Annotated in this window: 15 protein-coding genes; 4 read left to right on the top strand and 11 right to left on the bottom strand. The window is 61.7% G+C overall.

Annotated features, from left to right (window positions below; genetic code table 11):
• Nucleotides 1-526: 526 nt before the first annotated feature.
• Nucleotides 527-2,146: a glycosyl hydrolase family 8 gene (locus JMJ54_RS03440; protein WP_203536537.1), complete on the top strand. Its 1,620-nt coding sequence runs from the start codon at nt 527-529 to the stop codon at nt 2,144-2,146.
• A 210-nt stretch (nt 2,147-2,356) separates the two neighbouring features.
• Here JMJ54_RS03440 and JMJ54_RS03435 read toward each other — a convergent pair whose 3' ends face one another.
• The 8 genes from JMJ54_RS03435 to JMJ54_RS03400 form a co-directional block, all read right to left on the bottom strand.
• A complete protein-coding gene (locus JMJ54_RS03435; RefSeq protein ID WP_203536536.1) occupies nt 2,357-3,139 on the bottom strand; it encodes a VOC family protein in 783 nt (260 codons plus the stop codon).
• Nucleotides 3,140-3,170: 31 nt separating this feature from the next.
• Nucleotides 3,171-4,244, bottom strand: coding sequence for a TatD family hydrolase (locus JMJ54_RS03430; protein ID WP_203536535.1), 1,074 nt, complete (start codon nt 4,242-4,244; stop codon nt 3,171-3,173).
• 21 nt (nt 4,245-4,265) lie between these two features.
• Nucleotides 4,266-5,228 (bottom strand): EboA domain-containing protein, encoded by a 963-nt coding sequence (locus tag JMJ54_RS03425; RefSeq protein WP_203536534.1) that lies wholly within the window; start codon nt 5,226-5,228, stop codon nt 4,266-4,268.
• Between the two features lie 2 nt (nt 5,229-5,230).
• Nucleotides 5,231-6,172: a UbiA family prenyltransferase gene (locus tag JMJ54_RS03420; RefSeq protein WP_203536533.1), complete on the bottom strand. Its 942-nt coding sequence runs from the start codon at nt 6,170-6,172 to the stop codon at nt 5,231-5,233.
• Entirely contained in the window at nt 6,162-7,388 is a 1,227-nt protein-coding gene (gene eboE / locus JMJ54_RS03415) for a metabolite traffic protein EboE (RefSeq protein ID WP_203536532.1), read from the bottom strand. Before eboE ends, JMJ54_RS03420 begins: the two co-directional genes overlap by 11 nt.
• On the bottom strand, nt 7,385-8,671 hold the full coding sequence (locus JMJ54_RS03410) for a 3-dehydroquinate synthase (protein WP_203536531.1): 1,287 nt from the start codon (nt 8,669-8,671) through the stop codon (nt 7,385-7,387). The genes eboE and JMJ54_RS03410 overlap by 4 nt, the downstream gene beginning before the upstream one ends.
• 64 nt (nt 8,672-8,735) lie before the next feature.
• A complete protein-coding gene (locus tag JMJ54_RS03405) occupies nt 8,736-9,947 on the bottom strand; it encodes a ferritin-like domain-containing protein (protein ID WP_203536530.1) in 1,212 nt (403 codons plus the stop codon).
• 30 nt (nt 9,948-9,977) lie between these two features.
• The gene (locus JMJ54_RS03400; protein ID WP_203536529.1) at nt 9,978-12,050 is read right to left on the bottom strand and encodes a hypothetical protein; all 2,073 of its coding nucleotides are present in this window, start codon (nt 12,048-12,050) and stop codon (nt 9,978-9,980) included.
• A 322-nt stretch (nt 12,051-12,372) separates the two neighbouring features.
• Between JMJ54_RS03400 and JMJ54_RS03395 the strand changes: the two genes are divergently transcribed.
• A complete protein-coding gene (locus tag JMJ54_RS03395) occupies nt 12,373-13,806 on the top strand; it encodes an alkaline phosphatase family protein (RefSeq protein WP_203536528.1) in 1,434 nt (477 codons plus the stop codon).
• A 549-nt stretch (nt 13,807-14,355) separates the two neighbouring features.
• On the opposite strand, the gene JMJ54_RS03390 is transcribed toward JMJ54_RS03395, so the two are convergent.
• Together JMJ54_RS03390 and JMJ54_RS03385 are read right to left on the bottom strand one after the other, a co-directional pair.
• Nucleotides 14,356-15,435, bottom strand: coding sequence for a YadA C-terminal domain-containing protein (locus JMJ54_RS03390; protein ID WP_203536527.1), 1,080 nt, complete (start codon nt 15,433-15,435; stop codon nt 14,356-14,358).
• A gap of 144 nt (nt 15,436-15,579) precedes the next feature.
• Complete coding sequence (locus JMJ54_RS03385) at nt 15,580-16,494, bottom strand: hypothetical protein (protein WP_203536526.1); 915 nt, start codon at nt 16,492-16,494, stop codon at nt 15,580-15,582.
• A 525-nt stretch (nt 16,495-17,019) separates the two neighbouring features.
• On the opposite strand from JMJ54_RS03385, the gene JMJ54_RS03380 reads away from it, so the two are divergent.
• Both JMJ54_RS03380 and JMJ54_RS03375 read left to right on the top strand, forming a co-directional pair.
• On the top strand, nt 17,020-17,760 hold the full coding sequence (locus JMJ54_RS03380; protein WP_203536525.1) for a winged helix-turn-helix domain-containing protein: 741 nt from the start codon (nt 17,020-17,022) through the stop codon (nt 17,758-17,760).
• Nucleotides 17,757-18,227, top strand: coding sequence for a hypothetical protein (locus JMJ54_RS03375; protein WP_203536524.1), 471 nt, complete (start codon nt 17,757-17,759; stop codon nt 18,225-18,227). Before JMJ54_RS03380 ends, JMJ54_RS03375 begins: the two co-directional genes overlap by 4 nt.
• 221 nt (nt 18,228-18,448) lie before the next feature.
• On the opposite strand, the gene JMJ54_RS03370 is transcribed toward JMJ54_RS03375, so the two are convergent.
• Nucleotides 18,449-19,867 carry a PAN domain-containing protein gene (locus JMJ54_RS03370; RefSeq protein WP_203536523.1) on the bottom strand — a complete coding sequence of 473 codons (1,419 nt, stop codon included), beginning with the start codon at nt 19,865-19,867 and terminating at the stop codon, nt 18,449-18,451.
• Nucleotides 19,868-19,943 lie beyond the last annotated feature (76 nt).

Here is a 19,943-nt window from a genome sequence, read left to right as displayed (position 1 = left end):
CGAATGTAAAAAGGGTTTTGGAGCGCAGCCCACTAGAAGGCTGTGAAGGAGGCCTAGGGGGCGCTTGGCAGGTGTATTCGGCATCCTCGGGCAGGGCGCAGGCAGGGCGTTGGAAACCATCGTGCAGTTCCGCATCAGCTTTGGGCACGTGCCGGAGCAGGAACGAATCGCGAGGCTAGACCAGTCTGCGAATACCACTTTCTGCGCCGGCTGGCTCGCTGCAAATCGTAAAAAAACCACATGAATTGCCGGCTATCTCTTCCAGACCGACGCAGGTCCGTGAAGGTGGCACTTTTTCTTCCGATTTTCTGACAATGCGCTTTCCATAAATCGGCTTTGCTTGCTCCGGTGCAAAACTGCAACCGGCGTAGCCAAGGTGTTGAGAGGAGCGCATCCGGTGTTTCCCCGTCTGAAAAGAACCGTGGTTCTGTTGCTGGCCGCTGGCCAGCTTGGTTTGTATCCCGCCAGTTCTGCCTTTGCCTACGTCCCTGGCGCGATTACGCCCGCAGTGGTGAATCAGTCCCAAATGCTGAATCAGGTCGACGCCGCCTATGCGGCTTGGAAAACGCGTTATCTGCGCACCGACCCGCAGGACGCAAGCCGGCTTTACGTCTGGTTCGGCTCCGAGACCGGCAAGCAGGTGGTGTCGGAAGGCCAGGGCTTCGGCATGCTGGCGGTGGCGCAGATGGCGGCGCGTGATCCGCAGGCCCGGGCGACATTTGATGCACTGTTCCGCTACTACCGTGCCCATCCGACGCTCGCCAGCCCGTGGCTGATGGCATGGGCGCAATCGCTGTCGGACAACCGGCTGGTCGATACCGACGGCCAGAACTCGGCCACCGACGGCGATCTCGATGCTGCCTACGGCTTGCTGCTGGCCGATCAGGTCTGGGGTTCGACCGGGACGATCAACTACCGCGACGAAGCGCACAAGACCATCAATGCGCTGATGGACAAGGTGGTGAATCAGTCCGAGTGGACGCTCAAGCTCGGTGATTGGGTCGGCGATGGCGATGCGACCTATGGCAAGGGGCTGCGCGGCTCGGACCTGATGTTCAACCACCTGCGCGCGTTTCACGAGGCGACCGGCGACGCACGCTGGCGCGCGGTGCTCGACAAGAGCTACGTGATTGCCGATTCGGTGTTCCGCAACTACGGGCCGAACACCGGTCTGCTGCCGGATTTCATCGTCAAGCAGGGCACCGATTTCCGGCCGGCTCCGGCGGGCTTTCTCGAAGGTGCGAACGACGGCAACTACAGCTGGAACAATTGCCGCGTGCCCTGGCGGCTGAGTCTGGATTACCTGCTCAATGGCGATACCCGCGCCTTGCCGTTGCTGCAGGCGTTGAATCGCTGGGTGAGCACGACGGCAACTGGTGGCGATCCGAACCGGATTTACGGTGGTTATACGCTGGACGGGCAGGCCTTGAACCCGTACTTCCAGATGGCGTTTGCGGCACCGTTTGCCGTCAGCGCCACCATCGACAGCGGCAACCAGACCTGGCTGAACGCCTTGTGGACGCGCATCGCGGCGGCGCCGGTCAACGAGTATTACTCGGACTCGATTCGCCTGCTGTCGATGATGGCGGTGGCGGGGTTGTGGCAACAGCCAAAATACACTGCAACGCCAACGCCTACGCCTACGCCTGCACCGTCGGGTTGCACCGCGGCGGGATGGGTTGCAGGTACTGCCTATAACGGCGGCGCTACAGTGAGCTACAACGGCCGGAATTATTCGGCCAAGTGGTGGACGCAGAACGAGAACCCGGCAAGCAACGCCGGTGACGGCAAGCCGTGGAAGGATCTGGGGGCTTGCAGTAGCGTGCCGACTCCGACTCCGACTCCGACTCCGACTCCGACTCCGACTCCGACTCCGACTCCGACTCCGACTCCGACTCCGACTCCGACTCCGACTCCGACCCCGACCCCGACTCCAACGCCAACGCCAACGCCAACGCCAACGCCAACGCCAAGCGGCAGCTGCCCGACTTCGTGGCAGGAGGGCGCCTCATACCAGCAAGGCGCACTCGTCGAATACGGTGGCGTTCGGTATCAAGCCACCGTGTCGCACGTGGCCTATGTCGGCGCGGGCTGGACGCCGGCTACGACGCCGTCGCTCTGGAGCAACAAGGGCAAGTGCAGCTGAGCGTTGCGGGACTGCCGCTGCGATGCGGCAGCAGTCGCACATGACGCATCTAGATAAACAAAAACCCCGCATTGCGGGGTTTTTGTTTGGTCGCTCCGGGTGAAGGTGTCGCCACTGGCGATTTGGTCCATCCGGTAATTCGTGAGCCTGACATTGATTGATGCCGATGTGGGACGCGGAGAGCTGGAGGTTCGGGAAGAAGCGTATGCATCAGACTGCCTGAAGCAGTCCGATCGGGTTGCCTTCCGGGTCTTTGATCATGGCAAAGGTGTAGCCATCCACACTGGTGATGGGCATGTGCAGGCTGCCGCCGGCGGCGAGCGCACGCTCGATGGCGAGCTGCAGGTCTTCCACCAGCAAATAGAAGCTGTGGCCGGGCTCCATGCCGGCCACGCCTTTCTCGGACTGGCCAATACCACCCAGCAGCGCATGCAATTGCCGCGGGAAATGGACATAGGCAAAACCGGAGCTGCCGCTTTCGTAATGCCACCCGAAAACCTCGCTGTAAAATGTTTTGGACTTGTCCTGATCCTTGGCGATGATTTCAAACATCACGGCCGGATGCCGGTTCTGGCTGCCGACCTGCCCGGCCTGCACTGCGGGACGGTCCAGTCCGCGGATGAAGCCCTGCTCGCGGTGCAGGAAAGTGACGGTGGTGTAGGGCTTACCGTCGCTGCTGACGAAGTACCGGCCGTATTCGCTGACAAAACCGGTGAATGCGGGGCCGTGGACATGGGCCAGAAAGGCCGCCTCGCTCGCGTACTCTTCATAGAAAAGCAGGCTGGGTTGTACGGCTGGTGGCAGCGATTGCAAGGGGGAGTCGAGGCTGCGCTCCGGCAAGGGCGTGTTGACGAGATAGATCAGCGTTTCCGGTTCCCCGGCCTTTACCTGTTGTACATAGTCGGGCAGCGCGGACAGCACCTGTTCGGTGGAGCCGTGACGGATGAACCATTGCGAGACGAGGCTTACATTGTTGCTTTGCCGGTTTGCCATGCGATTTCTCCCTTTCTCGGAATTCAAGCCGTTAAACAATGCGGTCCGGGTTGTCCTGTTCCACTCGTGGCGCCTGGCCGCGCAATACCGAGTTGCCGCCGTACAGTGTCCGCTGGTCCACCGGCGCGGGATCCAGCCAGTCCGTTTCACGCATTTCGCCGTTCAGGCCGTAGACTTTCAGCGCGTTGTGATACACCACCTGCCGGATCGTGGCTTCGTCCAGTCCGTGCTGAGCCATGATGCGCGCTGACTTGGAGACGGCCAGCGGGTCGGACACGCCCCAGTCGCAAGCCGAGTCGACGATGATGCGTTCCGGGCCGTAGCGTTCCACGATGGCGGCGAGCCGGTCGTTGCCCATCTTGGTGGACGGGTAGATCGTGAACGCACACCAGTAGCCGCGATCGAGTACTTCCTCGACCGTTTCCTCGTTGTTGTGGTCGATCACGCACCGTGCAGGATCGAAGCCGCAGGCTTCCAGCGTATCCATCGTCCGTCTGGTGCCGCGTTTTTTGTCGCGATGCGGCGTGTGGATCATTATCGGCAGGTCGAACTCTTTGGCGAGTTCGATTTGCGCGCGGAAGGCCCGGTCCTCGAGTTCGGTCTGTTCGTCGTAGCCGATTTCTCCCAGTGCCACTACACCTTCCTTGCCGAGGTAGCGTGGCAGGACGTCGAGCACGGCGTCGGCCAGCTCCCGGTTGTTGGCTTCCTTGGGATTGAGGCCGATTGCGCAGTAGTGGCGGATGCCGAATTGCGCGGCGCGAAAGCGTTCGAAGCCGGTGATCGTCGAGAAGTAATCGACAAAGCTGCCGACGTTGGTCCGCGCCTGCCCCAGCCAGAATGCCGGCTCGATCACGGCGACCACGCCGCTGGCAGCCATCGCTTCATAGTCGTCGGTCGTGCGTGCAATCATGTGGGCATGCGGGTCGATCAGCATGCCACCCGCGCCCGGTGTCAGGCGGCGAAAGGCCTGGTGTTCGCCTTGCAGGTGCTCGGCCTGTCGCAGCAAATCGCGCAGCATTTCCGGGCTCAGGGTCGCCCCGCAGCAGGGGCAGGCTGCGCTGCGTTCGGAAAACATCTCTTCGATGGCGTGCTGGATGTCGCTCATTCTTATCCCTTTTCGTTGGATTCATTCCTGCCACTGGGTCAGTTGTGCCCATTCGTCGCTGAATGCGATTCCGGAAGGCCCGGCAGGCGCTAGTGATCGGATATCGGCGTGAGGGCTTTCCCTCGCGGCCAGCTGCAACGCATGCATTTCGTGTGAGCCGGCAGGAGACCCGGCATGGCGCTGGCGCAGTCGGGTATGCCCGCGCTCGCCGGGGCACAGCGCCAGCAGGCGCCAGATTTCCGGGTTCAGGCTGCGGCCGGCGGCGGTCCGTTCGGCGATCAGATCACAGAGAATTTCACCCAGATTCTCGTTGGCGCGTTCGGCCAGCCCCTGAACCGGCCAGAGCGGCAGGTCCAGGAAGAAGGTCTTGACGATCATCTGGTTCCACATCGATTGCGTCAGCATGGCTTGCGGCCAGGGCGATCTCAGGGCGAAGGCGGCGAAAACCGGGCGGATGCCGCTGCGGATCGCCTCGCCGGCACGTCGCAGCAAGGCAGGGTCCCGCGGGTACAGGGCGAAGCCCTGATACAGGGCGATCTGTTCCTGGATGTCGCCATGGTTTGCCAGCTCGTCGAGCAGGGCGGCGAAAACCGTGCTGTTAGGCAAACGGCTGCTCGCAGCCAGGATCATGCCGACGCGGGCCGCCTGGTCGACGCTCCAGCGGCTGGCGTTGAAGCCGGCCTGCAAGGCATTTGCGTTCTCCCGCTCTGCATCGTTCAGCGCCAGGTCCTGCTTTCCGAGTTTGCGTGGTGCCTGACCGATCGTCCTGAAAAGCAGGTCCATTGGGCGGCCGATTTCGGTGGGGAGCGCGAGGTATTGGCATTGACGCGCGTACCAGCTGCCGTCGGTACGGGCGTTCAGCCAGCGCTGCAGCAGATCCTGCCAGGCGGACCGGCTGGCCTGCCAATGGACCCATGCGGACGCAGTGGCATGGTCCGGAAGATCCGGCGGGAAAGGGGGCGAGTCGCGATGCCTGTCGTTCATGTTCAGCTCCCCGGGATGTAGGCCTGCAGGCGTCGCGTGGCGAAATAGGCCGCCATGCATCCGAGCACGGCGCCGGGTGCCGGCTCCGGCAGAAAGACGGCCAGAGCCAGACCGTCCAGCAAGCTCACGGCAGCAATCATCCGGGACACCGCCTCGCCGACGGCGCCCGGCACCGCGCGTCGGAGCAGTTGCGTCACGGCGAGTGCGAGGACGGCAATCAGGGCAGCGGCCGGCAGCACGGCAAGCACCAGCACTTCCCAAGTCTCTGCCATTCCGTTGGCGTCGAGCCGGACCAGTGCCACCAGCGTGTAGATCAGCGGCGCCAGCCCGAGTACGGCCAGAGGCCAAAGGGAGCCGATGCGGTTCAGGCTTTCCTGTTTGGCTGCGTGACTGAGGCCGACGATATGCGCCAGCAGCAAGCCGGCGGCGAGGAACAGCAGCGGCGGCGTGCCATCGGCGAAGGCCGAGCCGACGCAAAGGCACAGCAAGGCACGGCATGCCCCCATCAGCAGCGGACTGCACGGGTTGTGCTTGTGCCAGGCGTTGTACAGCACGATGGTCGCTGCCAGCAGTGCACCGTAGCGCCGGCTGGAATCGTTGCCGTACTGGTTCAGCAGCAGCCAGCCGGCCAGCAGCATCACGAAGCCGAAGAAGAAAACCGTTGGCGCGCGTACCTCACCCGAAGGAATGGGGCGCTGCGGGCGTTCGCGGGCGTCGATTTCCCGGTCGAAAGCGTCGTTCAGGTACATCCCGCCGATGTAAAACAGGCACATCGACAGCATCAGGGGAGGAAGGGCCGCCATTTCTGCCGCGCTCAGAGCGCGGCCGCTCGCCGCCGCGCCCAGCAGCGCTGCGGCAAAAGCGTTGCTGAGCACGGTGGGCAGATTGGAAACGCGCCCCAGACGCAGCCAGACCGGCATCGATGAAGCGACGTTACTGTTCATGGCACAACGCTTTCAAGACAGCATGCAGTTCGAGCGAGATCGCCCGGGCTTTGGGCATTTCGCGAAGCTGGCGGGGCAGGACATCCCATGTATAGGTTTCCACTTCGAGGTGGGGGCTGACGGCCTCCTCGCGTAGCAGGCCAAGCACCGCGTCCAGGCTGGCGCGGGTACTGGTCAGCCCCTCCGCGGGTGCTTGCCAGAAAAGGGGGACGTGGCAGTGCACCCGCCATGCTTCCGCCTCGACGACCTCGGGGGGCTGGTTCAAGGCTTGCGGCAGGTCGAGGTGACGTTGCAGTCCCGCCGCACCGCGCCTGACCACCTGATGCAGGTAAACCCCGTCGTCGAACGCCTGCAGTTCAACTGCGGTTCGGGGATCCATGGCGTCGATCTGCAGCGCGCAGGACAGCTGGATCTTGGCGATGCGAATGCCCGCCTTCCGCAGCTCGAGCAATGCCGCGCAGGGATCTTCGAACTCGACGGCACCATGGCAGACGTCGTAGCAGACCCCGAGATGGCGATGTGCCAGCAGCCGCGCTTCATCTAGCGAGCAGGCGGCAAGCCTGGCCAGTTGCGTCAGGTTGTCGTCGGCAAACCAGTAGTGCTGGAAAAAGTGCAGGGCATCACCGGCATTTTCCAGAATGCAGGCCGGCTCAGGCTCGAGTGCCAGCGTGATTTCCTTGCCGGTTTCGCGCATCAGCCGGTGCAGTCCAACAACGGCCTGACGCAGCTGCGGCAGCGAGTCGGCCATCGCGGCCGCGCGCCCCCCTTCGTCGAAGCCCAGCGGTACGGTGGAGATGCTGCCCTTGATGCCTGCGGGCAGCAGGGCGGCCAGTGTGCGCGCACAGTGGAGGGTGTAGTCCAGACGCTGGTGGCTGCGCCAGTCGGGCTGGTACACCGCCTGTTTCACCGGTTTCTGATGGAAGTTGCCCCAGGGGAAGGCATTGATTGTAAATACGTAGGCATTGAGCGAGCGCAGGCGGGCAGCAAAGGCACGCAGCGCTTCCTCACTCAGCAGACATTCCGCTGCCTCGGCGGACAGCCGCAGCCCCAGTCCGAATGGCTCGCTGGCGCCAAGCACCTGCAGGTCTTCAAGATGGGCCCGGATCGCCGGTACGAATTCGGACAAGCTGGCCTCGACTTCGGTCAGGCTGTCTCCGGCATGGATATTGGTGCAGTACGAGAGGTGTACGGGGAGCGGGAGATGTGCCAGCTTCATTGCACGACTCCGCAGACTGGCGCTGTTTCAGCAGCAGTGCGAACTTCGCGCGAGGAAGAGGCATGTTGCTGCAGCAGCCACAGGATGCTCTGCATGACCTGTTCGTCGGTGATGCTGTCCACCTCGCAGCCGCGACCCAGCCCTGCCAGCAAGGTGACGCACAGCTCGCCCCCCAGATGTTCGCGGAATTCGCCGAGACCCTGTAGCAGGGTCAGTCGGCCGTGATCGTCACGGGCCAGCAACTGGTCGTGCCACAGCGTGAATCCGAGCGTGTGCAGCAACTGCCAGACGCGCGTGTCGTCGCCATCGGGCAGCAGCCCTGCCAAGGTGGAATAGCGCGCATCGCAAGCGACGCCGATGGCCACGGCTTCGCCGTGGTTCAGCGTGTGTCCACTCAGTCGTTCGAGTTTGTGCGCAATCCAGTGGCCGTAATCCAGCGGGCGTGCGGACCCGTGCTCGAACGGATCGCCACCTTCGGTGATCTGGCGCAGATGCAGGGCTGCGGAGCGTTTGATCAATTCCTCCAGGCTCGGCCGATCGAAGCGGGCCAGTTTGTCGGCCCGGGACTCCAGCCAGTGGAAGAATGATGCGTCGCGGATCAGCGCCACTTTCACCGCTTCGGCCATGCCGGCGCGCTTTTCGCGCGCGGGCAGCCCGTCGATCAGTGCTGCGTCGTTGATGACGCACCAGGGCACGGCGAAGGTGCCAAGCAGGTTTTTTTGCCCGTTCCAGTTGATCGCGTTTTTGACCCCTACGCCGCTGTCGGCCTGGGACAGAACCGTCGAGGGCAGGCGGATGTGGCGTACGCCACGGTGGAACAGCGATGCGGCCAGACCCACGGCATCCAGAACCGCGCCGCCGCCGATGGCCAGCGCGTAAGAGTGGCGATCTATATTGCGCTCGGCCAGTGCCTGCAGGAGTCGCCATAGTTGATTGAGGTCGTTCTTGCAGGCTTCCCCACCCGGTATCGATACGATCTCGCCGATGATTTCCAGATGGGCCGCGTGTGCGGTCGCATAGCCACGGATGTGTTTCGGAAGGTCCGGGCTGGCTTGCAGCACTCCGTCATCGACGAAGATGGCCACGCGGTGGCGCTTGTCCGGTTCGAGGCGACGCAGGGCCTCGAGCAGGGTGGGGTTGTCTGCAGCGAAGGCGTCGCGGGTATAGGCCACGCTGAAATCGTGGTTCACGAGCAGGTTTTGCTGTGACGCCGGTTTCGCATCGGCTTCCGTGACGCGGATCGTTGGGAGCGGGGCAAGTGCATCCGTTCCGGCTGGTTTCATCAGCACCTCCGTTTGCGTGGCGACACGCTCCGCCGGGTTGGCCGGAGTGCGTCGCCGGGATGCATCAATGGGTCAACATGAACGGCGGCGCCGCGACCAGATTGGAGGCGTTGCCACCGACCGGGCATTGCGCAACCTGATGCGCCTGCAGTTTCAGCTGGTACATCAGGCCCAACGCCTTGTCCATGGCTGCCGGTTTGCCGTTGAATACCTGATCCAGGCTGGTCAGCAGCATCTGGTAGGCGTCGTAGAAACGCTGTGCTGCAATCGAGGCCGCCGATCCGGGGATATAGTCGCTGACGGCAGCGTTAGGCAGAAAGTTGTAGATCTGGCTCTCGTCCAGTTGCACCGGCGCACCGTTGTAGGACCAGCCGGAGACGGCTTCGAGGTCCGGCATCAGCTCGCGACCGTGGAAGATCTCGCCGAACTTGAAGTAGTGCGCGTAGCTGCCGTCGCCGTCACCCGGGTGGATTTCATTGGTCGAGACGACTTTTTTTCCGCCTTGGTGATGCCGTGGCAGGATGGACTCGTTCAGATGGGCCTTCCTGCTTCTGCCTTCCTGGTACAGACCCTCTTCATTCGCGTGGCTCCCGCTTCCGGTCTGGATCCCTTCGCCCTGGGCAACGATGGTGTTGATTGCCAGCGCCGCATCGTCGAGATTCCGGATCTTGCCTTCGGCCGGCGCAGTTCGAACGGGTGGAAACCATTTGCTGATGTCGAGCTGCTGTTCCAGCCGGGGATTGGCGAACAGTTCGGGATTGCTGGCGTCCGCGATGGTCAGGGCGGTCAGCAGTGCCTTGTAAAACTGGCCGATGGAGCCGAACTCGCCGGGAACGACGGGCGTCGGTTGCGGCACGTCCTCGCCCGGCAGGATTTCTCCCGGTTTGGTTTCGGGCCGTTCGATCGCCATGAACACGTTCTTCAGCTGCCGCTTGGTCAGCGCCGCCAGCCCCACCTGCAAGTCGTCGTCGATCTTGTCCGGCAGTGGCGTCGGGTAGCTCAGCGACCGTCCGATCGCGACGATGTCCGGGTTGCCGCCGATGGCGATCAGCAGGTTGGCTGCCAGCGTCATGTGCAGCATTTCTTCGGTGACGATGGACTGCACCAGCGCAGCGGCACGCTGGTTGCTGCCGGGCATGACGGAAAACAGCCCGGTCAGATAAGGGGGAATGGTGGAAAGTTCGAGCTCGACCGCCGTGTTCGCGGCCTTTTTCAGCTCCTCCAGGCTACAGCCCTTCAAAAGCTGATCGATGATGTTCTGTCTGATGCTAAGCATGTTCATACCCTTTCAGAGTGGAGGCGCGGGTTACTTGGCCGGGCAACCGGGTTTGCCGTCTTGGTCGTAGCTGAGTGCGCCTTCCGGGCAAGCTGTTCGCGGACCGCCGCCACGGGTCGGGCAGCGCTTGCCGAACATGTCCAGCATGCTTGCGGGGCGTCCCTGCTCCTGCAGCACGCTGTCGAAGTACTGGATCAGTGCGCGGCGTTTGCTGCTGGACAGGTCGCGTGTGACCGGCATCTGGTCCGGGTCATCAATGGGCTTGTCGAACACGAACTTGAGAATGAAGGCGTTGGCGTCGGCCTGTTCCTTCTTCGAGAAGTCGAACAGTCCCTGGCTCATCACGGGGTACAGGTTGGCGTACTGCTGCAGGATGGGTTGCACGTCCGCCCAGGTCACCGGGTCCGGAACGACATAGGTGGAGTGAACGACGATCGCGTACTGATCGAATTGCTGCTGCACTGTTGCGGTGCCGTTTGCAGAGTCCGGCGCAAAGTTGTAGGTGTAGTTGAAGAACTGGCCATCCATGTAATAGCGCGGATAGCCCAGAGCCTGCGGGCCGTTGATGGTGAGGTTCACCATGCCGTTGGCGTTGGTGTTCGTCGTGTCCTGAACGAAGGCGAGCTGATCCGCAGGCACGTTGATGGTGGGGGCCGGGGCTCTGGGCGTTGTTTGCGGCGGGGTGTCGGTAGGGCAGTCGCCAAAGTCGACCTGGGGGCCGGTGGAAGTGGCGACCAGGGCGACCGGGGCATTGGCCAGCGGCACGCCGTACTGCGCGACGTAAACGTTGGAGTCCAGTGTATTGGCTTCTGCGTCATTGGGGTCGAGGCGCAGCGCGAACTGGTCGGCCCGGACTTCCCAGCCACCATTGCCTTCGCAACATAGCAACAGGGCATTGCCGGTGGCCGGGCTGGCCGAGGTAATCAGCGCAAGCGGCAGCTGATTGATACTGGCAATGACCGAGTCGGGAACGGGAATGGAGACAATGCCGCTGCGGCTGAGCAGATTGGCATTGCTGATATCGACGGTGGCGAGTGGCTGATACTGGTTCGGTTGCAGATACGGGCTGGTTGGCAGCGTGCTGGCAGTGAGCTGGGCAATGATGAAGGGCCGTTGCCAGTATTGATTGCTGTCGCCGTTTTTCGGGGCCGTGGCGCTGCCGCTCCCGCTCCCGCAAGTGACATCGACCGTGTAGGCGGTTTCCGGCGTGCTTGCCTGTTTGTAGATCAAAGGCAACGCATTGCTGAGGTCGGCATACAGCGTGTTTTCCACCAGTTGCGCGCTGAACCAGCCGACATTGGGAACGTAATCCTCGGCTTGGTACGAACTTGCAGGCAACAGGCTGGCGGCGGGAATGAAACGGCGCCCGAGAATGAAGGACTGCGGTTCGGTCGGGTACGCGGGGCCTATGGCGCCCAGCACGATGCCGTACGAAAAAAAGCTGTCACCCAGCGCGGCGTCATAGCCGTAGGTCGTCATGCGCAGCGACAAAGTGTTGTTCTGCTGCTCGCTGATGGCCTTCAGATCCTGCAGCAGGGGGCTGTCGATCTTGCTCAGGTCCCACGTCACGTTGGTGAGGATGGTTTGCCACATTGCGGATGCCGCGCTGTCCCCCCGCTGATTGCCGACCCGGTTGAACCAGAGGTCCCGGAAAGGGTTGGGGGCGTACTCGCCACGCATCAACACCTGCCCGTTGGCGGCTTTCAGGGTGATGACCTGGCCGTAGATACAGGAGGCCAGCTGCCAGTCCGGGTCCAGATCCACCATTTTCCCGGAAGGCTGGTCGCCGGCATTGCCAACCGTCAGGCCGATTGCTGCATCTTCGCCGCTGCTGAAAATTTCGTTTCCATCCTGCCCCAGTGCCGACTGCACCACGCAGTTTTTCAAGCCGAAAATGCCGGTCCCCCAAGGATTCCACCAGCCGTTGTAGGCCGTGACCTTGGCACCACCCGAATCTTCCTTCAGGTGCGGCTGGAAAGTGGGCTCCTGGAAGCGGTCTTCGAACGTGGCGTTGTCGAAATGGCGCGGGTCGTTATTGACGGTGGAGACATCGGACTGGAACAGGCCCGAAAAGGCCAGGCGGGGGTACTGGAGATAACTCATGCATTAACTCCTGGAAAAGGTTGCGATGGTCTTGAGCAGCTTTGCCGCGCAATGCGGTAGCGCCGGTCAATGTGGGCAGGGTACGGAGAACAGAAATCGTTCTAGGGGACCGTTTTGACAATTTCAATGACATTTGGCTTTTTTTAGTCTTATTGTGTATCTCTTTGTTGCTTACTAACTACTTTCTACTTGTGGTTGCGAGCTTAGGGGGCGCGGGGTGCATTGGCCTGGCCCTGGCTGGTGACTGACCGGGGCCGAGCCTTCTGGCGTTCTGCCCCTTGGCATGCTTACATGCCGCATCGAGTGACACAAAAGGGCTTACATGCAGCGCTTGCTTCTGCTCAACATCGTCGGTCTGACATCGCGCCTCATCGGAACGCACACGCCCAATCTGGCGGCGTTTGCCGGGCAAGGCACGCTCAGGCGGTTGAACAATGTCGTTCCGGCGGTGACCTGCTCGGTACAGGCCAGCATGCTGACGGGACTCCTGCCGGAGCAGCACGGTATCGTGGGCAACGGCTGGCTGTTCCGGGAGCTGGCAGAGGTCTCGTTCTGGCGCCAGTCCAATCGTCTGGTCAGCGGGGAGCGCCTGTGGGAGGCTGCAAAGCGGCATGATCCGGACTTTCGCTGCGCCAACCTGTTCTGGTGGTACAACATGGCGTCCAGCCACGATTTCGGTGCGACGCCGCGGCCGATTTACAAGGCGGATGGCCGCAAGCTGCCTGACTGTCACACCAAGCCCGCCGAGTGGCGGGACCGGCTGACGACGGAGCTGGGCGCATTTCCCCTGTTCCGTTTCTGGGGGCCGGCCACTTCCATCGAATCCAGCCGCTGGATTGCCGAGGCCAGCAAACTGGCGATTGCCGATTTTCACCCCGGCCTGTTGCTGAGCTATCTCCCCCATCTGGATTACGATCTGCAGCGCTACGGCCCGGACTTGCAGCATCCCGCCGTTCAACAATCCTTGAGGGACATCGACGCGGTAGCCGGCAGCCTGATCGCCCATGCCCGGGAGCAGGGCTACCGGGTGATGGTGGTGTCCGAGTACGGCATCACGCCGGTGAGCCGCGCAGTGCATCTGAACCGCCATCTGCGGGAAGCCGGCCTGTTGCAGGTGCGGCATGAGGCCGGTGCCGAGATTCTGGATCCCAGCCAGTGCCAGGCGTTTGCGGTTGCGGATCACCAGATCGCCCATGTTTACCTGCAGTCCGGATTGGGTACGCGCAAGGCGGCCGAGGTGGAGCAGTTGCTGCGGCAGGTGCCGGGTGTTGCAGGCGTGTGGCAGGGACGCGCGCGAAGCGAGCTGGGGCTGAATCACGAGCGGGCCGGGGATTTTGTCGTGCTGGCCGAGGATGACGCCTGGTTCAGCTATTACTACTGGCTGGATGACGCCAGGGCGCCGGATTTCGCGCGCACGGTGGACATCCACCGAAAGCCCGGTTACGACCCGGCAGAGCTGTTCATCGATCCGGAAATCCGCTTTCCCAGACTGGCCGTGGCCAGCCGGCTGGGCCGGCGCGCACTGGGCATGCGCAGCCTGATGGATGTGATCGGTCTGGACGCGAGCATCGTCAAAGGCTCGCACGGGCTGGTCGCGCGCGACAGCGAGGATGCCCCGCTGCTGATCAGTGACTGCGATCTCGCGTGTGAAGGGGAGTTGTCGGTGACCGATATCAAATCACTGGCCTTGCAGGCGATGTTCGGTGTCGATGCAATCCGGACGGACTTGAGAGTAGGCGGGCTGGTCGCCGGTTGACCGACTCCCAGTTTCAGCGAAAGCGCATCACCAACGCAGTGTTGCCACTCCGGCCTGATCGGTAGTCATGCAACGAACGGGAATGTACGTGGACTGCACAGGCATGGGTAACGGCGAAAAACATCAACTTCACCTATGGGCTGCCCGGTGGCTGCACTGCGGGTCGTGGGCCCTGCAAGGCAATCGACCGAGACCGTCCGAGCAGCAAGCTCCAATCAAAAAGCTGAATGCCGCTGCGGCCTGGGTGGTGAGGGATCCGATCTTGTGCCCTGGCGAAGCAGAAACTCGCCCCAGATGACCTCAGCAGACAGATCCCAACCTCGTGCCATGGCCCCGGAACGGATGCGGTCTTGGTGGCTTGGCAGTCGTTCCGCAATGAGGAGTTACTTCCTTCGGATTTTGTGGTGTAGCCACAGCAGGGCCAGATAGATTCCGGCCGGCGGAAACGCCAGTGCGACGATGCAGAACAAGGCCAGGCGCATAATTCTGGAGTTCATTTTTTCAGCCTTACCGGCCCGCACACTGAATACGGTACCGGTTGGTACGCGCTCAGAATCCCAGCGATGCCCCGGCAACAACGCCTGCCTGCTCGCCGTCGTAGGATGCCGCCAGATTGACGTCGACCTGGGCGCTGACATGCGCCATCACCCCCAGCGCTACCGCTGACTGTCCTGCATAGTTGCCATAACCGACCGAGACCGCGCCGTGCGGCCCATTGGCGTAGTGCAACCCGGTCGCGGCCAGCGCGCCGGCGATGCCACGTTCAAGCTTGTCGTTGTTGCTCTGGAACTCGCCTGCCAGCGCATCGATGCGATGGTCGGTGTAGTCGTTGGCAGCCTTCAGTGTCCGGACGTCGCCATCGGCGCGTGCCCTGGCTTCGCCGTTGACGGCATTGATCCGGTTCACCACTTCGTTGCTGATCTGGATCTGCTCGTTGTCGATCTGCAGCTGCTCGCCCTGCATTAACCGGGCGTTGCGTTGATCACCCAGAATCCGCGCCTGGGTTTCTGCGCCCAGATCGGCATGGAGCTGCGTATCGGCACCGCGTCGTTGCGTCGCTTCATCGCCGAGCTTTTGCGCATTCAGCGCATCGCCGTCGACACGGTCTTGCGTCTCCTGCGAGATCAGCCCCGCGTTGGTCTTGTCACCAGCAAGCCGATCCGCCACCTCCTGATCCGCGCCCTGTTGCAGTCTGACGTCCTCATGGGCGCGCGTCTGGGCTTCCTGCCCGAGCGCGGTTGAATTGGCCTGATCGCCAGCGATGCGCAGGGATGCCTCATCGCTTAGCGCCTGATCCTGACGAATCTGATCCTGACTCAGCTTGTTGATGTCGCTTTGGGATTGGGACACGTTCTTGTCCAGCGTTTGCAATTGCTGCTCGTGGAGGGTGAGCTGCTGATCTTGATTGACCACCACCTTTTCGAGTACTTGTACGTCATTCCCGGTATTCGCGACGTCCGATTGCATATCCATGATCAGGCCGCGATTATGGTTGGCATACTGTTGGGTATTCAGCGCCTGAGAAATCAAAGCATCCTGCTCTTGTTCATGTGTCGCCGCACCGGCCGTATTGACTGCATTGATGGCCGCGTATAGCGCCAGACAGATACCGATCTTGGTGAGTTTCATGGTGTTGCTCCTTGAGCAAGGTATCCGGCCCTTGCCGGTGTTTTTTTAATTCGTAGTGCCATTCGCAATCGGAATGACTGGATGGGGGCCGACGTCTTGTGCCGATCGCCCCCTCAAGCGGATCGGAACAAGAGCCGGCAACACTCAAGCACAGTCGCGTGGTGTGACGACGCGCACATCACGGTAGCGGCCGTCGTGGGTAACGACCTGCACGCATTCACGCGCCTCTTCGTTCCACCAGCTGGTGTAGCTGTTGTGCCAGCCCTTGCGGCCGTCGACGTTGTAGAAACCACGCTCGATCAACTGGTTTTCACCGGACGATGCCCGTGCACCGATCAGGTCGGCGACATCGATGAAGTCGCGATGACGCCGGCCGTGAAAACCCGACTGATCGTCGTGGCCACGAGTGCGCTCCTCTCGGTATTCGGCCAAACCGGCTTCATAGCCGGAGTTGTAATCATCGGAATGGTCGATGTTGTGGCGGCCATCGTGGTTGCGGCCGTCGGTGTAACCGCGCTGGTACTGCTCGTCCTTGCGCTGCTTCTGCTCGTCTTGCTGTTTGTGCTTGTTGTGCTGATACAGCGCGATGCCGCCGATCAGTGCTGCCGCACCTGCGGCCAGTGCTACACCGGATACGCCGCTACTTTTGACGTACTGTTTGCATTCGGCCTGTACCGTGCCGATGGCATCGATATAGCGGCCATTCTTTTCGGTAGCGACTACGCAATCTTCACTGTTCGAATTCCACCAGCTGATCCAGCGTCGATCACTGCCGTCCTGCTCGTGGACCTGCTCGTAACCGCCATACTTCATGATGCTTTTTGCGGCGTTCGTTTCCGACCCCACCACGATGTGGGGCTCGAACGCGGCCGCCGAATTTGCCAAAACCGGTTGAAGTGCAAATACGACGGCCATGACCAGTACGCGATGTTTCATTGTCAGCTCCTGCCAATTTGATTTCATCAAAAACTGTTCGGATGCGATACCGCTTTGCGGATCCGCATCCGATTCAAAAACGATGCCGCCCCCGAATGGCATCAAAGCAATAGCCAATGCCACGGGCGATTCAAAGCAACTGCGCTACGTATCGATTCATGCCAAGCCAGCACGCAGTAGCAGGCAAGAGCCGATCCCAATCACCATGCGGTTTCCTCTCGGCCTGCAAAGGCCGATTTCACCGTTGGGCGCTCGGCAGAACGCTGCTGCCATCCGTCGCCAGATGCGCTGCATCATGCCGCCTCTTTACCCGTTGCTATCCGACGTGCCTCGGCAAGTGCGCCAGCCGTAAACCAGATGCGTGGCGAGCGTCCGTTACCCCTGGCCGTTGCAATCCCGATAACTGCTTTCACCTGCTGTATGCGTTCATCCCCGGATTCCTGGCTCCCCGATCCGGGCTTGCTGTTGCTGCAGAACGCTCGTCGGGTGGGCAAATCCACTCTGCGCTTGGGGGTATGCGGTGTAAATGGATTAAAAATTATTAAAATTCACAAAAAAACCAATTAATACAGTGCTGTTAGACCCTTGCAGCCTGAGCTATCATCGGCCTCCGGTTTTGAAAACACCGCTCGGGCGGATGCCGGTGTCGTGAATTTCTACGTCAAGGAAATGCAGGTGTCAGGGTCCCGCTTACTGTTTGGCTCATTCGAGTTTCAGCCTGAGTTGCGCTATCTGACCCGGCGCACACAGGACCGGACCGACATCCGCGTGCGACTTTCCGGTGCTGAAGCCCGAATCCTGTCCCATCTGCTCGATCATCCGGGACGCATTTGCAGCAAGGACACGCTGGTTGCCATTGGCTGGGAGGGAAAGCCGGTCAGTGCCAGCTCGCTGGCGGTGGCGATCTCGAACCTGCGCCGTCATGTGCAGACCAACCCGCCGGAAGTGGAAATCCACAACCAGCCGCGTCAGGGTTACCTGTTGACGCTGCTGGTCGAGTTGAAAGCCGAGTTTCGCACCGTGGAACCCGATGCTCAGCCTTCCCGGTATCCGGACGTTTCTCCCGCCGAACCGTTGCTCGAGCAGGCAGCACCGCTACCGGAAACGCGCGTACCCCCGCCAGTGACCGCAGTCGCCAGCAATGCACGGTTGCGCCGATGGCGAACCCTCAATCTGCTCTGTCTGGCATTGTTGCTGGTATTGGTGCTGGTGAGTTTTCATGAATGGATCGATGTCGATTGCACTGAAGCCAATGGCGGCTGGACCTGCGCGGTCGATAGCCCGGCCACGCAGGCCTCGCAGGTCGGCCCGGTGCTGCCCGGCAGCGTGGTGCTGGTCGCAGGCCGAATGGTGAATGTCGTGTATACGAATGAGCAGGCGCAGCCGTGAAGAAACGTTATTACCTTCTGCCGCTGTTGACGCTGGCGCTCTTGGGATTTATCGCCATCAACAGCATGGGCTGCAATTACGAGGTGTCGATCAATCACCGTGGACTGAACTATTACGGCGTTTGTCGTGGCGGCACAATTGATTTCATCGAGTCTGATGAGTCAACCGGTACACGCTGGTCGGTATCGGCCATTCAGATTTCTGTGGCTGACCAATTGATTTTCCTGATTCGCGACCGCCGGAAAATCCATGATGGCAGTAGCGATATCCGGCCGCTGGATCCTTATCTGCAATCGCAATGGAAACGCAACATCGTCAGCTACGCGTGGGTGCCTTTGGACAACAGCCAGGTGGCCTTTTTCCAGTCAGCACCGCATCACGACATCTGGGTCGGCAAGCGCGAAGGCCCGATCAATTTGCTGGATTCGCTTTTTCCCCGTATGCCGATTGTCGGTAACAGCAACTGAAGCCAGTGACTTTTGAATCAAGCTCGTCCTGATTCGCGTGGCGAAAGCGGTCAGCGGAAACCGGCACGGATGGCCATCCGTACCGGATTCCGGACTGAGTCAGACCGCCCGGATTTGCGCCGGAAAAGGGATGAGACGCTCGATTCTGCCAAACAAGCACCTGGTGACAGCGTGGTGCTTTATCCGAAATACGTTCTCATCCCGTTAACCGGTTTCAAGTTTCAGTGGCCGCATCCGGCATATTTTTGCCCGGCGGTGACATTGGGCAGGCCGAGGAGGTCCAGCACGTGCGGCGTGACGCCGTTGACCTGCGTCAGCGTGACCGCGCTCAGGTCGCCACTGCAGTACGGCGTCTTGCCGTTCTTCTGCCAGGTGCTGTTCAGGATCAGGATGGCGTCGCGCTCCTGCGCGGTCTGGCCGCCGTGGCTGCTGTTGATGCCGCCGTGGTCGGAGGCGACGACGATCAGCCATTCCTCGTTGGCGTAATTCGGCCGGGCTGCCAGCGCGTTCAGTACCTGCTGGATCTGCGCGTCTTCCCCTGCGATCTTGCTCTGGTAGTTGGCGTTGAGCGGATCGTAGCTAGTGGCGTGGATGTCGACGTTGTGCAGGTAATAGAAGATCGCCGTCGGAGCGTTGCTCATCGCCAGCCAGCGTTTCACCGCGTCGGTGGCCTGCTGCGAGTTCTTGGCCTCGTTGCTCACCACGTAGTCGGCCTGTTTGGGCAGCAGGTTGTGGGTCAGGTTGGCCCAGTCGGCGACGACGGCGGTGGTCGCCGTCGGGTAGGCCTGCTTGATCTGGTCGAACACGTGCGGCTTGAGCAACGGCTGGGTGATGTCGTTCGACGTCACGCCGTGCTGGTCGGCCCAGAAACCGGTGAAATTGGTTGCCCAGCCAGGGCCGCTGACGGTGGCCTGGCTGCCGCCGGCCAGCAGGTTGTGATGCACCGCGCCGCCCTGGATCAACGCACTCAGTGCCGGCGTGGCGACACAGCCACTGCAGCCGATCGCGTCACCGCGCAGACCGTCGATGCCGATCAGCAGTACGTGCTTGTTGCCCGGCAGCGGGTTGGGTACGCCGTCGACCGGTGCCCATGAATAGTGGTCGTACGGATTGCCGCTGTAATCGGTCTTGAGGCCGCCGGTGTCCCGGGCGCGCTTGTCGCTCAGGTCGCACTCCTGCGTCGTCCTGTTGTAGTCGAACGAGCGGCACCAGTTGCTGCGGCTGCCGTCCAGACAGGCACTGGCGCAAGCGGCGGGCGAGACCCCGGTCAGGCGCTCGGTGTTGTAGCCGGCAATGGCGGCGTTGGCGGTAAAGGTGAACGCGCGCAGCACGTCCTTGATGCTGTAGTGGTCGTAGGGATTGCCGGCGTAGTTGGTCTTCAGCCCGCCGACATCGGCCGCGCGCTTGTTGCTCAGGTCGCACTCCTGGGTGTTCTTGTAATAGTCGAACGACACGCACCAGTTGGCGCGCGACGTGCCTAGGCAGGATGCGGCGCACTGTTCGGGCGTGACCTGGGTCAGGTGTTCGGTGTTGTTGCCGGATATGGCAGCGTTGGCGGTGAAATCGAACGACTCCAGCGCAGCGGCGCTGGCGAATGCGCTGACCAGAACGGTACAGAGCGCGAGGGCTAGCTGTTTCATTGCAGACTCCGGTAAGGGTGAGAGAACGACGAAACGGCAGCGGTGCGCGCCCACCGGGCGTGCGGGTCCGCCGCCG

Origin of the sequence: Jeongeupia naejangsanensis (assembly GCF_016865585.1) — a bacterium.
In the GTDB taxonomy this organism is placed as follows: domain Bacteria; phylum Pseudomonadota; class Gammaproteobacteria; order Burkholderiales; family Chitinibacteraceae; genus Jeongeupia; species Jeongeupia naejangsanensis.
The sequence above is the reverse complement of the archived record's forward strand: the minus strand, read 5'-3'. Positions and strand labels throughout refer to the sequence as shown.

Coding starts and splice junctions, on each gene's coding strand:
- eboE (WP_203536532.1), bottom strand. CDS start 7,388: ATGAAGCTGGCACATCTCCCGCTCCCCGTACACCTCTCGTACTGCACC.
- JMJ54_RS03370 (WP_203536523.1), bottom strand. CDS start 19,867: ATGAAACAGCTAGCCCTCGCGCTCTGTACCGTTCTGGTCAGCGCATTC.
- JMJ54_RS03440 (WP_203536537.1), top strand. CDS start 527: ATGCTGAATCAGGTCGACGCCGCCTATGCGGCTTGGAAAACGCGTTAT.
- JMJ54_RS03395 (WP_203536528.1), top strand. CDS start 12,373: ATGCAGCGCTTGCTTCTGCTCAACATCGTCGGTCTGACATCGCGCCTC.
- JMJ54_RS03400 (WP_203536529.1), bottom strand. CDS start 12,050: ATGAGTTATCTCCAGTACCCCCGCCTGGCCTTTTCGGGCCTGTTCCAG.
- JMJ54_RS03420 (WP_203536533.1), bottom strand. CDS start 6,172: ATGAACAGTAACGTCGCTTCATCGATGCCGGTCTGGCTGCGTCTGGGG.
- JMJ54_RS03410 (WP_203536531.1), bottom strand. CDS start 8,671: ATGAAACCAGCCGGAACGGATGCACTTGCCCCGCTCCCAACGATCCGC.
- JMJ54_RS03430 (WP_203536535.1), bottom strand. CDS start 4,244: ATGAGCGACATCCAGCACGCCATCGAAGAGATGTTTTCCGAACGCAGC.
- JMJ54_RS03425 (WP_203536534.1), bottom strand. CDS start 5,228: ATGAACGACAGGCATCGCGACTCGCCCCCTTTCCCGCCGGATCTTCCG.
- JMJ54_RS03390 (WP_203536527.1), bottom strand. CDS start 15,435: ATGAAACTCACCAAGATCGGTATCTGTCTGGCGCTATACGCGGCCATC.
- JMJ54_RS03405 (WP_203536530.1), bottom strand. CDS start 9,947: ATGCTTAGCATCAGACAGAACATCATCGATCAGCTTTTGAAGGGCTGT.
- JMJ54_RS03435 (WP_203536536.1), bottom strand. CDS start 3,139: ATGGCAAACCGGCAAAGCAACAATGTAAGCCTCGTCTCGCAATGGTTC.